The 13042-nt window shown below is 71.3% G+C and carries 11 protein-coding genes; 2 read left to right on the top strand and 9 right to left on the bottom strand.

Features of this window, described 5'->3' with window-relative positions; translation table 11 throughout:
- Positions 1-57: 57 nt before the first annotated feature.
- From ACQP2O_RS25565 to ACQP2O_RS25550, 4 genes are read right to left on the bottom strand one after another with little or no spacing between them, the layout of a single operon-like run.
- Complete coding sequence (locus tag ACQP2O_RS25565) at positions 58-1680, bottom strand: flavin-containing monooxygenase (protein WP_433190088.1); 1623 nt, start codon at positions 1678-1680, stop codon at positions 58-60.
- A 1-nt stretch (position 1681) separates the two neighbouring features.
- The gene (locus ACQP2O_RS25560; RefSeq protein ID WP_433190085.1) at positions 1682-3493 is read right to left on the bottom strand and encodes a biotin carboxylase N-terminal domain-containing protein; all 1812 of its coding nucleotides are present in this window, start codon (positions 3491-3493) and stop codon (positions 1682-1684) included.
- A gap of 1 nt (position 3494) precedes the next feature.
- The gene (locus ACQP2O_RS25555; RefSeq protein ID WP_433190083.1) at positions 3495-3896 is read right to left on the bottom strand and encodes a Zn-ribbon domain-containing OB-fold protein; all 402 of its coding nucleotides are present in this window, start codon (positions 3894-3896) and stop codon (positions 3495-3497) included.
- Positions 3893-5050 (bottom strand): thiolase family protein, encoded by a 1158-nt coding sequence (locus ACQP2O_RS25550; RefSeq protein WP_433190080.1) that lies wholly within the window; start codon positions 5048-5050, stop codon positions 3893-3895. Before ACQP2O_RS25550 ends, ACQP2O_RS25555 begins: the two co-directional genes overlap by 4 nt.
- Before the next feature lie 94 nt (positions 5051-5144).
- Between ACQP2O_RS25550 and ACQP2O_RS25545 the strand changes: the two genes are divergently transcribed.
- Both ACQP2O_RS25545 and ACQP2O_RS25540 read left to right on the top strand, forming a co-directional pair.
- Positions 5145-6638: an acyl-CoA carboxylase subunit beta gene (locus ACQP2O_RS25545; protein WP_433190077.1), complete on the top strand. Its 1494-nt coding sequence runs from the start codon at positions 5145-5147 to the stop codon at positions 6636-6638.
- A 25-nt stretch (positions 6639-6663) separates the two neighbouring features.
- Positions 6664-7902 carry a CaiB/BaiF CoA transferase family protein gene (locus tag ACQP2O_RS25540; protein WP_433190074.1) on the top strand — a complete coding sequence of 413 codons (1239 nt, stop codon included), beginning with the start codon at positions 6664-6666 and terminating at the stop codon, positions 7900-7902.
- Here the strand turns inward: ACQP2O_RS25540 and ACQP2O_RS25535 are convergent.
- The 5 genes from ACQP2O_RS25535 to ACQP2O_RS25515 are packed head-to-tail and all read right to left on the bottom strand — an operon-like array spanning position 7899 to position 13013.
- Positions 7899-8552 carry a 3-oxoacid CoA-transferase subunit B gene (locus ACQP2O_RS25535; protein WP_433190071.1) on the bottom strand — a complete coding sequence of 218 codons (654 nt, stop codon included), beginning with the start codon at positions 8550-8552 and terminating at the stop codon, positions 7899-7901. The genes ACQP2O_RS25540 and ACQP2O_RS25535 overlap by 4 nt on opposite strands.
- On the bottom strand, positions 8549-9355 hold the full coding sequence (locus ACQP2O_RS25530) for a CoA transferase subunit A (RefSeq protein ID WP_433190069.1): 807 nt from the start codon (positions 9353-9355) through the stop codon (positions 8549-8551). The genes ACQP2O_RS25535 and ACQP2O_RS25530 overlap by 4 nt, the downstream gene beginning before the upstream one ends.
- A 23-nt stretch (positions 9356-9378) precedes the next feature.
- Entirely contained in the window at positions 9379-11001 is a 1623-nt protein-coding gene (locus ACQP2O_RS25525; RefSeq protein ID WP_433190066.1) for an AMP-binding protein, read from the bottom strand.
- A gap of 18 nt (positions 11002-11019) precedes the next feature.
- The gene (locus tag ACQP2O_RS25520) at positions 11020-11976 is read right to left on the bottom strand and encodes an LLM class F420-dependent oxidoreductase (RefSeq protein ID WP_433190063.1); all 957 of its coding nucleotides are present in this window, start codon (positions 11974-11976) and stop codon (positions 11020-11022) included.
- On the bottom strand, positions 11976-13013 hold the full coding sequence (locus ACQP2O_RS25515; protein WP_433190060.1) for a phosphotransferase family protein: 1038 nt from the start codon (positions 13011-13013) through the stop codon (positions 11976-11978). Before ACQP2O_RS25515 ends, ACQP2O_RS25520 begins: the two co-directional genes overlap by 1 nt.
- Positions 13014-13042 lie beyond the last annotated feature (29 nt).

The raw sequence follows: 13042 nt of genomic DNA, 5'->3' as shown, positions 1-13042 counted from the left end.
TGTTCAAGGCACGCGCCGCCGCGGTCGCCGACCGCCACGCCGACGCGTGCGCTCGCGTTACGTCGCCTGAGCCGGAGCCATCCCAGAGCGTGTCAGTGTGAAGCCCTCGTACGCGTTGGCGGCGACCTCGGCACACGTCTGCGCGTAGGCGGGGAAGCCGAAGAGGGGCATGAACACGCGTGTCTTACCGGGGATGTTCGCTCCCAGGTACCAGGAATTGCACGAAGGGAAGAGGGTGCGGTCCGCGACTTCGTTGACGTGCAGCACCCAGGCGTCCGTGGCCTCGGTGGTGGCCTCGACCGCGCTGATGTCGTTGTCGGCCAGGTACTTCAGACAGCCGCCGATCCACGTCACATGCTGGTGGATCGACACCATCATGTTCGTGAGCACCGACGGGCTGCCGGGACCGGTCATCGTGAACAGGTTCGGGAAGCCGGGAACGCCCAGTCCCAGATAGGTGCGCGGGCCGGCGGACCACTTCTCCTTCAGCGGCAGGCCCCCTCGCCCACGGATGTCGATCCTCAGCAGCGGGCCCGTCATGGCGTCGAATCCGGTGGCGAACACGATCACGTCGAGTTCGTGGTCGCCGGCCGAGGTACGTATCCCGCCGGGTGTGATCTGCTGGATCGGGGCCGATGCGACATCGACCAGGTGCACGTTGGGCCGGTTGAAGGTCTCGTAGTAGCCGGTGTCGAGGCAGATGCGCTTGCAGCCGATGAGCTGCTTCGGCGACAGCAGCGCCGCGACGTCGGGGTCCTTGACGATCTGGCGGATCTTCCGCCGGACGAAGTCGGCGGCCAGATCGTTGGCGGCCTTGTCGACCATGATGTCGTTGAAGGCGCCGAGCAGCACCGGCCCGCCCCGCTGCCAGCGGTATTCGAAGGCGGCCTCGCGCTCCCTGTCCGAGACCAGGAAGACCGAAGCCGGGTTGGGCGGGAACCGCGCCAGGCCGGCCGACGGCATCGCGCTGTTGCGAGCGCGGAACCCCGCGTAGTCGGCCTTGACGGCGGCCTGCAGCTCCGCATCGAGCGGCTGGTTGCCCGCTGGCAGGGTGTACGCGGCCGTGCGCTGGAAGACGTAGAGCTCCTCCGCCTCCTCGGCGATCACCGGGATCGACTGGACACCGGACGAGCCCGTACCGATCACGCCGACCCGCTTGCCGGACAGCTCGACCGGCCCGTGCGGCCAGCGGCCGGTGTGGTAGATCTCGCCGGCGAAGGTCTCCAATCCGGCGATCTCCGGCACGTTGGCTGCGGACAGGCATCCCGTCGCCATGATGACGAACCGCGCCACCACCTCGTCACCGGCTTCGGTGCGCGCCGTCCACCGAGCGGCCGGCTCGTCGTACGTCAACGCCGCGATGCGGGTGTCGAACCGGATGTCGCGCCGCAGGTCGAAGCGCTCGACGACGTGGTCGATGTAGCTCAGGATCTCGGGCTGGGTGGCGAAGCGCTCGGTCCATTCCCACTCCTGCTGCAGTTCCTCGGAGAACTGGTAGGAGTACTCGAGGCTCTCCACATCGCAGCGGGCGCCCGGGTAGCGGTTCCAGTACCAGGTGCCGCCCGCGTCGCCGCCCGCCTCGAACACCCGCACCGTGAGGCCCAGCTCACGGACCTTGTGCAGCATCTGCAGGCCCGCCACGCCGGCGCCCACGATGACCACGTCGAACTCGTCCGTCATCTCAGGCCTCCTGAATCAGGGCGATCGGACGACCGGAGTCGACATTCTCGCCCGTGGTGACGAGGATTTCCATGACGCGTCCGGCGGCGCCGGCCTTGATGGTGTTCTCCATCTTCATCGCCTCGACGACGCAGATGCCATCGCCGGCGCCCACGAGATCGCCGACGGCGACGAGCACCCGGACGACCGTCCCGTGCATCGGTGCGACGATCCCGCCCGGCAGGGGCGCCGCCTCGGCACCGTTCCGGGACGGCGGCGCGTCACGGTCCGCCGGCCAGGTCGTGAGCGACGGCACGCCACGGCGCGAGCGCCGGCCCGGCCGCTCGGCCGCCGGCGTGCCCAGGCACGCCACCGGACCTCGCGGATCGGACGTCCACAGCCGCACCGCGAAACGGCGGCCGTCGATCTCGGCCGTGAGGCCGGGCAGGGCGTACGGAGCCTCGCCCGCGGATCCGGCCGGGACGGGCGCTCCGTCGATGAACGACAGGTCGAGCTCGTGATCGACCCAGTTCGTCGAGTGCCGTACGGCGATGAAGTCGGGGTGGCCGAGGATCGCGACCTGCGCCGGGATGCTCGTCGCGACGCCCTCGATGCGCGTCTCCCCCAGCGCGCGCAGCATCCGCGTACGCGCCCGGTCGCGGTCCGGCGCCCACACGATGGTCTTCGCGACGAGGCTGTCGTAGTCCGGGCCGACCGTGTCACCGGCGGCGTAGCCCGCGTCGACGCGCACTCCGGGCCCCGACGGCGCGACGAATCGCGTCAGCGTCCCGGGCGAGGGAACGAACCGCCCGTCGGCCGGATCCTCGGCGTTGATCCGGACCTCGATGGCGTGGCCCGTGACGGTCACGTCGTCCTGCCCGAACGCCAGCGGCTCGCCGGCCGCGACCCGCAGCTGCCACTCGACCAGGTCCAGCCCGGTGACCAGCTCCGTCACCGGGTGCTCGACCTGGAGGCGGGTGTTCATCTCCAGAAAGGAGATCGACCCGTCGTCGTACAGGAACTCGACCGTGCCCGCCCCGGCGTACGAGCAGGCGCGGGCGAGGCGCACGGCGGCCTCCCCCATCTCCCGCCGCACGTCGTCCGGGAAATCGGCCGCCGGGCTCTCCTCGATCAGCTTCTGGTGACGCCGCTGGACCGAGCAGTCCCGCTCGCCGAGCCAGACGACGTTGCCGTACGTGTCGGCGAGCACCTGCATCTCGATGTGCCGCGGCCGGGCGAGGAATCGCTCGGCGTAGACCTCGGACCGCCCGAAGTACGCGAGCGCCTCACGCTGGGCCGCCTCCATCGCCTCGATGGCCTCCGCCGCGGAGGCGACGACCTTCATCCCGCGTCCGCCACCGCCGAAGGCCGCCTTGACCGCGACCGGCCAGCCGTACGCCTCACCGAACTCGATCAGCTCGGCGACACCGCTCAGCGCTCCGGTGCCGCCGGCCGCCAGCGGAACCCGCGCAGCCTCCGCGGCCCGCCGCGCGCTGATCTTGTCGCCCATGGTCGCGATCGCCGCCGGCGGTGGTCCGACGAACGCCACCCCGCGGTCGATGACGGCCTGGGCGAAGTCGGCGTTCTCGGACAGGAAGCCGTAACCGGGGTGGAGACCGTCCGCTCCTGAGCGCTCGAGCACGCCGAGGATCGCGCCGTCGTCGAGATAGCCGCCCGGGCCGAGCGCGTACGCCTCGTCGGCGTACCGGACGTGCGCCGCGTCGCGGTCCGGGTCGGCGTAGACGGCCACCGTGGACAGGCCGAGCTCCCGGCACGTGCGCATGACGCGGACCGCGATCTCGCCCCGGTTGGCGATCAGGACCTTCTTCAGCACGCTACGCCTCGTCGCCGGCGGGCCGGAACGCGTAGATGGGCTCGCCGCCGGTCTCGACGACTTCCAGGCGCACGGTCATGCCGGTACGGATGTCGGGCGCGAGCAACCGGGCGAGCAGCCACGGACCCTCGTCGAGCTCGACGACGCCGACGATGGTGTTGACCGTGGTCGCCCCCGACGGGTCCGGCCGTGAGTGGATCGCCGTCCAGCTGACGACCCGGCCGGTCCCCCGCGCCGCCGACCAGCCGAGGTCCGGGTCTGCGCAGGTGGCGCAGAAGAGCACCTCGGGCGCGCTGAGGTGACCGTGGGGGCGACACCGGCGCAGCAGCAGAGTGCCCTCTTTCAGGACGTCGAAGAACGCGGCCGACCGCTCGTCGCGCACCGCCGGGATGCCGTTCGTCATCGCTGCCGCTCCGGGCTCAGGATCAGGGTCGCGTGGTAGTCGAGGATGCCGCCGTTGCCGCTCACCAGAACGACGTCATGCCGGTCGGCCTGGCGTTCGCCGCCGTGCCCCCGGGCCTGGATGACCGCTTCGGAGAGCGGCGTCATGCCCCAGGCGTAGTAACTCGACAGCTGACCTCCGCCGGTGTTCGTCGGCAGCTCGCCGCCTGGGGCCAGCGCGCCGCTCGAGGCGAACGCGCCGCCCTCGCCTTTCTTGCAGAAGCCGTAGTCCTCGAGCGTGATGATGACGGTGTAGGTATAGCAGTCGTAGATCTCGCAGACGTCCACGTCGCCGACGTCCAGCCCGGCCATGGCCAGCGCCGCCGCGCCCGACTGTTTCGCGCCCGATTCGAGGCCGAACGCGCTGCCCCGGGACATCGGGTAGCCCGGGTGTGCCTGCCCCCACCCCAAAACGTGCACGGGCGGCTGCCGCAGGTCGGCGGCCCGGTCGGCGGACGTGACGATCACCGCGATGCCGCCGTTGGACACCAGGCAGCAGTCCAGCAGGCGAAAGGGGTCGGCGATCATCCGTGAGGCCTGGTGGTCGGCGACGGTGATGGGCTTGCGGAACTGCGCCCGCGGATTGTGCGCCGCCCAGGAACGCTGCCCGACGGCGACCGCCGCGAAGTCGTCGGTCGTGGTGCCGTACGTCTCCATGTGCCGTCGAGCGGCCAGCGCGTAGCGGGGATTCGCCCCGATCACTCCGGTCGCGGCCGGAATGCTCTCGAAGCCGCTGTGGGGCCGCGGGCTCGCGTAGGCGGACGGCCGCTCTCGCTGGAGCGGCGTGTCGGCCCAGACGCAGGCGACCACGTCGGCCATGCCGGCCTCGATCACCAGCGAGGCGTACTGCACCATCCCGATCGCGGTGCTGCCGTAGGCCTCGATCTGGGCCAGCACGCGGAGGTCGCGCAGCCCGAGCGTGCTCTGTGTCTGCGGGGTGACACCACGGGTCGCCCCGGAGCTGACGAGGAGCCCGTCGATGTCGCCGAGGCGAAGGCCGGCGTCGTCCGCCGCCAGGGCGACGGCTCGGGCGGCGAGCTCGCTCGCGGATTGGCCGTAGACCTTGCCGAGCTCGGTCAGCCCCAGGCCGGCGATGGCCGTCATCGGTCTCGACATGTTCCTCCACTCTCAGCCACCAATGATCTAATTAAGGATACTCTTTTTGTCAAAAAGAGGCTACTGATTGCGCTCGCCTGGCTATACTTCCGGCATGGCAGAGGCCGATGCCGTATTCGAGGGCACCACACCCACACTGGCGGAGGCGCTGGGCGAACTCCGCCGGATCCCCACCGACGCCGCCCGGCCGAAGGCCGTCGCCAAGCAGCGCGCCCGGGGCGCCTGGACGGCCCGAGAGCGCGTCGACGCGCTGGTCGACCCCGGATCGTTCCGCGAGTACGGCCTGCTGGCCAGGGCGTTGCAGGCCGGGCTCGACGCCCCCGCCGACGGGCTCGTCACCGGCGTCGCCCGTGTGCGCGGCCGGCCGATCGCCGTGGCGTCCTACGACTACACCGTGCTGGGCGGCAGCCAGGGCGACGTCAACAACGTCAAGCTCGTCCGCGTGCTCCAACTCGCCGAGGAACGCGACCTGCCGGTCGTGATCTTCGCCGAAGGCGCCGGACACCGCGTCCAGGAGGCGTCCATGAACTCACGCGGCGGCGGTGAGGGGGCCTTCCCCACGCTCGCCCGCCTGTCGGGCAAGGTGCCGACCGTGTGCGGGATTCCGGGCCGGGCGTTCGCGGGCCACGCGGTCCTGGCCGGGCTGTGCGACTTCGTCGTCGCCACGCGGAACGCCGCGATCGGCATGGCCGGCCCGCCCCTGGTCGAAGCGGCGCTGGGCGAGCGCCTGACTCCGGAGCAGATCGGCGCCGCGAGCGTCCACGCCGCCTCGGGCGCGGCCGAAGCGGTCGCCCGCGACGAGGGCGAGATGATCGACCTGATCTCGGTGTACCTGTCGTACTTCGAAGGGCGGCTCGAACCGGCCGATCCCGCGCGGCCGGGGGCCGACCTGCGCGGCGTCGTGCCCGAGGACCCGCGGCGGCCCTACGACGTACGCGAAATCATCTCCGGGCTGTGCGACCTGGGCGAGATCCTGGAGCTGCGGGCCGGCTTCGCACCCAACCTCGTCACCGCCCTCGGGCGCGTCGACGGGTGGCCGGTCGGCTTCGTCGCGAGCCAGCCCATGGTGCTGGCGGGCGCGATCGACGCCCCGGCGTCGGACAAGATCGCGCGCTTCGTACGGCTGTGCGACGCCTTCGGCCTCCCGGTCGTCTTCCTGGTCGACTCGCCCGGCTTCCTCGTCGGGCCGGCGGCCGAGAACACGGCGCTCATGCGGCACAGCACGCGTGTCATCCATGCGCTGACGCACGCGCGGGTGCCGTTCTTCACGGTGACACTGCGCAAGTCGTACGGCCTGGCCCACTTCGCGATGGGCGGCAGGCCGCTCGGCGCGTCGATGGTCGTCGCGTGGCCCACGGCCGAGTACGGCGCGATGGGACCGGAGGGCGCGGCCAAGGTGCTCGGGGGCGATGCCGAACACGAGCACTCGATGGCGCTGCGCCGCGAGGGCGCCTCGCTGAAGATGGCCGAGATCTTCGCCATCGACGACCTGATCGATCCGGCCGAGACGCGCGACGCGCTCGTGGACTGGCTGGCCGCGGTGATGCCCGGCACCCGCCCGAGCGGCCGGCCCGTCGAACCCTGGTGACCGACTTAGGAACAGAGGTACAGCGATGGGCCTGCTCAGCGGCTACCGCGTCGTCGAGGTGTCGATGCTGCTCAACGGCGCCTCCACGGCGATGATGCTCGCCGACCTCGGTGCCGACGTCATCAAGCTCGAGAGCCCGCGGCTCGGTGACTACCTCCGCATCGACGAGACCCGATACCTGCACCAGCAGGCCAACCGCAACAAGCGCAGCATCGCCGTCGACCTCGCGACGAGCGGCGGGCAGGAGGTCCTCCGCCGGCTCATCGCCACCGCGGACGTCTTCGTCACGAACGCCACGGGGAATCGCACCGCGAAGCTGGGCGTGTCCTACGAACAGCTGCGCGCCCACCGCGCCGACATCGTCTACTGCCAGAACACCGGCTTCGGTGCGACCGGCCCGTACGCGGATCTGCCCGTGCACGGCCAGATGATGGACGCCCTGGCCGGGGCCCGGCCGGTCACCCTCGATGAGGACGATCTCACCCGGCCGGCCGGCGGCGCGGTGTCCTGGCCCAGCCTGAGCATCGGCGGCGAGGGCACGGCGACCGGAGCGATCTACGCCGCGTTCCACATCGCCGCCGCCCTGGCCCGGCGCGAACGGACCGGCGAGGGCTGTTACCTCGACGTCGCCGCGGCCACCGCGGTCGCCGCCAACGCGTGGACCGCCGTCGCGGCACTGCTGAACCAGCCAGAGGTCGCCGCCGCCGTGGCGGACCCGGCGCAACGCCGCGGCGTCGCCCGCTACCAGTGGTACGAGACGTCCGATCACAAGTTCGTGCTGTTCTGCCCGGAGGAACGGAGGTTCTGGACCGCCTTCTGCGCGCTGACCGGGCGAGACGACCTCGTCGACCAGGTCTACGGGGAGGACCTGCGCCGGGAGGTACAGGCGATCATGCGCACCCGGACGCTGGCCGAGTGGATGGAGGTGGCGATCGAGCACCGGCTGCCCATCGGCCCGGCTCACGCGGGAATCGACGAGGTCGCCGCCGATCCGCAGATCACGGCCCGCCGGCTGCTCATCCCGGGCCGGGACGCCGAAGGCGATGAGATCGTCTACATCGGCCAGCCCGTGCTCGTCGACGGCACCGCGACTCCGGAACCGCGGCCCGCGCCGGAGCACGGCGCCGACACCGATGCCGTACTCCGCGAACTGGGCTACGAAGCGGACGCGATCAGCAGGCTGGCGACCGACCACGTCACCACGGCCGAGCACGTCGAGGACGACTTCATCGCCTTGAACGTGCACGCCCGGCCGGACCGCTAGACGACCATCTCGGCGAGGTCCGCGGCGATCGTGAGGGGGGCCGCGGTGGCGGCACGGACGTCGTCGACGCCGACGCCCGGCGCGATCTCCCGGAGCACGAACCCCTCAGGGGTGACGTCGACGACCGCGAGTTCCGTGATCACGCGGTGCACCACACCGCGCCCGGTCAGGGGCAGCGTGCAGGTCCCGACGAGCTTGCTGCCGCCGTCCTTCGCGCGGTGCTCCATCATGATCACCACGCGCCGGGCACCGCGCACGATGTCCATCGCGCCGCCCATCCCCTTGACGACTCGGCCGGCGATCATCCAGTTGGCCAGGTCTCCGGCCGCCGACACCTGCATACCGCCCAGCAGGGCGAGGTCGAGGTGCCCGCCGCGGACCATGGCGAACGACAGCGCGGAGTCGAAGATCGCGGCGCCGGGCGCGAGGGTGACCGGCTCCTTGCCCGCGTTGATCGTGTCCGGGTCCTCATCCTCGATCGCCGGGAACCCGCCGACGCCCAGCAGGCCGTTCTCGCTGTGGAAGATCACCCTCGTCGCCGGATCGAGGTAGTGCGGCACCGAGGTCGGAATGCCGATGCCGAGGTTGACGTACATGCCGTCGCGCAGCTCCCGCGCTCCACGGGCCGCGATCACCGCCCGCGTGTTCATCCGGCGCTCACCGCCGCTCGGCGCTCGACGCGCTTCGGCGTCGAGCTCGCGGCCCTGACCACGCGCTGCACGAAGATGCCCGGCAGGTGGATGTGGTCCGGATCGAGCGACCCCGCCTCGACGACCCGCTCGGCCTCGGCGATGGTCTCCCGGCCGGCCATCGCGCACAGCGGGTTGAAGTTGCGGGCCGTCGAGTGGAAGACCAGATTCCCGTCGGTGTCGGCGACGGCCGCGTGCACCAGACCGAAGTCGGTCGCGATGGCGTGCTCGAGGACGACCTCGACGCCGCCGAGCACCCGGGTCTCCCGAGGTTCGCCGCGCTCCACCACCTCGCCGCCGAGGCCGTACCGGACCGGCATGCCGCCGGACGCGACATCGGTGCCGACGCCGACCGGGGTGTAGAACGCGGGGATCCCGGCACCGCCGGCCCGCAGCCGCTCGGCCAGTGTGCCCTGCGGCACCAGCTCGACCTCCAGCTCACCCGACAGGTACCGGCGCTGGAACTCACCGTGCTCACCCATGTACGACGACGTCATGCGAGCGATCTGACCGGCCTTGAGCAGGACGCCGAGTCCCCAGTCCTCCACGCCGCAGTTGTTGGAGACCACGTGCAGCCGCCGGACGCCGCGAGCCGACAGCGCGCCGATCAGGTCCATCGGGATGCCGCAGAGCCCGAAGCCGCCGACCGCGAGGCTGGCGCCGTCGGGGATGCCGGCCACCGCGGCGGCGAGGTCCGTCACCTTGCCCACCGGCACGTCCCCGGTCGCCTCGCTCACCGGCACTGCCCCGGTCCCCTCGCTCACCGATGCTCCCCCGCTCGCGCCGCTCACCGCGTCACCTCGAAGCCGGCGAGCTCGCGATCCCACGCGTCGTCCGCGAGGGGCCGGGCGCGGAGCGCGACCTTGTCGGTCTTGTACTGGGCGTTGCGCGGGAGCTCGGCCACGATCTCGATGTAGCGCGGGACGAAGTAGTACGGCGCGTTGTCGTTGATGAAGCGGGCGATCTCGTCCGGCTTCACCGTCGTACCGGGCCGCGGCACGACCGAGACGGCCAGCTCCGCCTCGGACTCCAGTTCGGCCGACTGCCGTCCGAACGCCGCGACGTCGGCGACGCCCTCGTGCTCGGCCACGACCGCCTCCACCTCGACCATCGAGATGTTGCGGCCCTTGTAGCGGATGTAGTCCTTCTTGCGGTCGGCGAAGAAGTACTGCCCGTCCGGCTCGGCGCGGGCCAGGTCTCCGGTGTGATGCCACAGATTGCGCCACGTCCGCGCGGTCACCTCCGGGGCGTTGAAGTAGCCGGCGAACATCACGAACGGCTCCTTGGGCCGTACGACGATCTCGCCGACCTCGCCGACCGGGACGTCCTCGTCGTTGTCGTCGACGAGCCGCACCTCCAGCCACGGCACCGGACGGCCGATCGCGTTGGCCCGCCAGACGGTGCCGTCGTCGGGAGCGGCGAAGATGCGGCAGGGCACCTCGCTCTGGCCGTACGCCTGCTGGACCTGGTCGATGCCGAAGCGCTCCTTGAACCGGGGGACGTCGCTCCACGGCATCGGCACCGGAACGGCGCAGCGCACCGGGTTGTCCCGGTCGTCGGGACGTTCCTCGGCCTCCATGAGGAACATGTGCATCGCGCCGAGGGTGAAGATCTGAGTCGCGCCGTAGTGGCGTACCCGGTCCCAGAACCGGGAGACCGACAGCCGCGTGTCGATGCCGACCGCGGTCCCGCTCACCAGCGACGGCCACACTGCGGTGGTGTACGCCCCGCCGAGGTACATCGGCAGGCAGGAGTACCAGACCTCGTCCTCGCGGATGTCGCGGTCGGCGATCCACTGCGACGCGGACCACATCAGCCCGGCGTGCGTCTGCATGATGCCCTTGGGCACCCCCGTCGTACCGGAGGACCACCACATCATCAGCACGTCGTCATAGGTCGCGACGGACGGGAGCGCGATCGGCTCACCGGCCGGCAGCTCGTCCCAGGCGTGCACCGTGAGCCCCGGACGCCGCAGCGCGTCGAGATCGGCATCGCCGGTGACCACGAGATGGCGCACCTGCGCCAGCGATTCGAGTTCGGCGCAGTGCCGCGCCAGATGGGCGTCCGCGACGAGAACGCGTGCGGTGGACGCCGCGAGGTTGCGGGCCAGGAACTCACCCCGGTAGTCGGTGCTCATCGGCGCGAACAGCGCGCCGAGCTCGGAGGTGCCGACGCCGGTCAGGACCAGCTCGATCGAGGGGTCCATGTACACCGCGACGACGTCGCCGCGCCCGATGCCGAACCCGCGCAGGCTCGCGGCGATCCGCGACACCTGCTGCCGCGCCTCCCCGAAGGTCACGGTGCGGTCGTCGGACATCAGCCACGTCGTGTCCCCCGCGACCTCGGCCTGCTCGAACAGGACGCGTCCCACGACCCGGTCGGTCAGGCGGGACAGATCGACGATGTGCATAGGTGACTCCCAGGCTGCTCAGGACGATGGGGCGAGTGAGCGGAGGGCCTCGCGCGGATCGGGGCCGATGGGCAACAGCGCGAGGACCGGAGTCGTGACGCCGCCTTGGACGTATTCGGCGATCCGCTCCCGGCACTCGGCGGGTGAGCCGTGCACACAGACCGCGTCGACGACCTCGGCGGGCACGGCGGCCACCGCGGCCTTCCGGTCGCCCGCGTCCCAGGCTTCCCACATGTCCGCCAGCGCCGCGCCGTGGCCGAGCCAGGTCTGGTAGGCACGGTACACCGGGACGGTGAGGTAGCCGGTGACCAGCGGTCGGACCATCGCCCGTACGGCGTCGGCGTCCTGCGAGGGACACACCATGATCCGGGTGACGATCTCGGCCGCCGGGTTCTCCTCGCGGACGATCGCGGCGACGCGGCGGACGTCCCGCGGCGACACCCAGTTCAGGATGACGCCGTCCGCGTCGCGGGCGCCCAGCCGCAGCATCCGCTCCCGCAGCGCCGCCACCAGAATCTTCGGCGCCGGTTCCGGCACGAGGCCGAGCCGGAAGCCGTCCACGGCGAACGAGTCGTAGTGCTCCTTGATCCGCGCCCCCGTGAACGCCGTGCGCAGGAACGCGACCAGGTCGCGCGTGCGTGAGTACGGCGCTTCGAACGCGATGTCGTTCCACTTCGCCGCGATCACGTTGGAGGACGCCCCGATGCCGAGCGTGAACCGGCCGGGGGCGGCCGAGGCCAGCGCGGCGGCCGACTGCGCGATGACGGCCGGCCCGCGGGTGAACGACGAGACGATCGCCGTTCCCAGGCGCAGGCGTGGCTCGGCGGCGGCGAGCGCCAGCGGCGTGAAGGCGTCGGCGCCGTTGGACTCGGCCGACCACAGATCGGTGTAGCCCACGTCGGCGAGCTCCCGGTAGAGCGCGGGATGCTCGGCGAGTGGGATGCCGTCGAGTGGAACCGTGATGCCCCAGGCCATCAGTCTCGCTCCCCCTTGGTGATCGAGTAGGCGGTCGCGATGAGCTTGGGAACGATCCACTCGAAGTCGGCGTGCAGCGCCGTGTCGCTCTGGCCGGTGACGTGGCGGTAGTGGGAACCCTCCGCTATACAGCCGAGCTTGAACAGGGCGAGGGTCTCGTAGTAGCGGCGGTCGACGACGTCGCGTCCCGAGACCGCGGCGTAGCGCTCCGCGAGTTCGGCCCGCGTCGGCGCGTCCGGCTCCTGGCTGGCGTTTCCGTAGAACGCGTTGAGCGGTGATTCCTCACCGGCCTCCGCCCACAGCCCGAGCACCCAGCCGAGGTCGACGAGCGGGTCGCCGACCGTCGACTGCTCCCAGTCGAGCACGCCCGACACGCGAGGCGGCCGGTCGTTCGCGAACAGGACGTTCAGGAACTGGTAGTCGCCGTGGATGATCCCGGGGGGTCCTGATTCGGGCTGGTTGACGCGCAGCCAGCCGGCGACCTCGTCGAGCCGGGGAAGGTCCCGCGTTCGGTAGTTCGCGAGCTGCCCCAGCCACCGATCGACCTGACGGTCGAGATAGCCCGCCGGCCGCCCGAAGCCCGCCAGCCCGGCGGCCTCCCAGTCGATGCGCGACAGGTGGGCGATCACCTCGATGAAGTCGAACATCATCGCGCGCATCGCGCCGTCGGCCAGTGCGTGCTCCGGGTACGGGGCCTTGAGGTGGAAGCCCTCGACCTTCGACATCAGCAGGAACGGCGTGCCGATCACGTCCTCGTCGGTGCAGAGGTGGATCGCGTCGGGGTGCGGCACGGACGTGTTCGTCAGCGCGCGCAGGACCCGGTACTCGCGCGCGACGTCGTGCGCGGACGCGGACAGGCGGTGCCGCGGCGGGCGGCGCAGGATCACCGGATCGGCGTCGGTCGTCAGCTCGAAGATCTCGTTGGAGCTGCCCGAGGTGATCCGCCGGATGTCGCGCACGGCCCCGATCGAGGGGACCGCGCGCTCCAGGTAGGAGAACAGGGTCCGCTCGTCGAGGTACTGCCGTAGCTCTGTCACCTGGCCGCCCCTGGTTCGTCGGTGCTCCG

The sequence above is a fragment of the Actinoallomurus sp. CA-150999 genome (assembly GCF_050942425.1).
In the GTDB taxonomy this organism is placed as follows: Bacteria; Actinomycetota; Actinomycetes; order Streptosporangiales; family Streptosporangiaceae; genus Actinoallomurus.
This window is presented reverse-complemented; position numbering and strand designations above follow the sequence as displayed.

What these genes read in the sequence shown, in the direction of transcription:
- ACQP2O_RS25535 (WP_433190071.1), bottom strand. Translation starts at nt 8,552, where the DNA reads ATGAACACGCGGGCGGTGATCGCGGCCCGTGGAGCGCGGGAGCTGCGC.
- ACQP2O_RS25555 (WP_433190083.1), bottom strand. Translation starts at nt 3,896, where the DNA reads ATGACGAACGGCATCCCGGCGGTGCGCGACGAGCGGTCGGCCGCGTTC.
- ACQP2O_RS25550 (WP_433190080.1), bottom strand. Translation starts at nt 5,050, where the DNA reads ATGTCGAGACCGATGACGGCCATCGCCGGCCTGGGGCTGACCGAGCTC.
- ACQP2O_RS25545 (WP_433190077.1), top strand. Translation starts at nt 5,145, where the DNA reads ATGGCAGAGGCCGATGCCGTATTCGAGGGCACCACACCCACACTGGCG.
- ACQP2O_RS25565 (WP_433190088.1), bottom strand. Translation starts at nt 1,680, where the DNA reads ATGACGGACGAGTTCGACGTGGTCATCGTGGGCGCCGGCGTGGCGGGC.
- ACQP2O_RS25540 (WP_433190074.1), top strand. Translation starts at nt 6,664, where the DNA reads ATGGGCCTGCTCAGCGGCTACCGCGTCGTCGAGGTGTCGATGCTGCTC.
- ACQP2O_RS25520 (WP_433190063.1), bottom strand. Translation starts at nt 11,976, where the DNA reads ATGGCCTGGGGCATCACGGTTCCACTCGACGGCATCCCACTCGCCGAG.
- ACQP2O_RS25525 (WP_433190066.1), bottom strand. Translation starts at nt 11,001, where the DNA reads ATGCACATCGTCGATCTGTCCCGCCTGACCGACCGGGTCGTGGGACGC.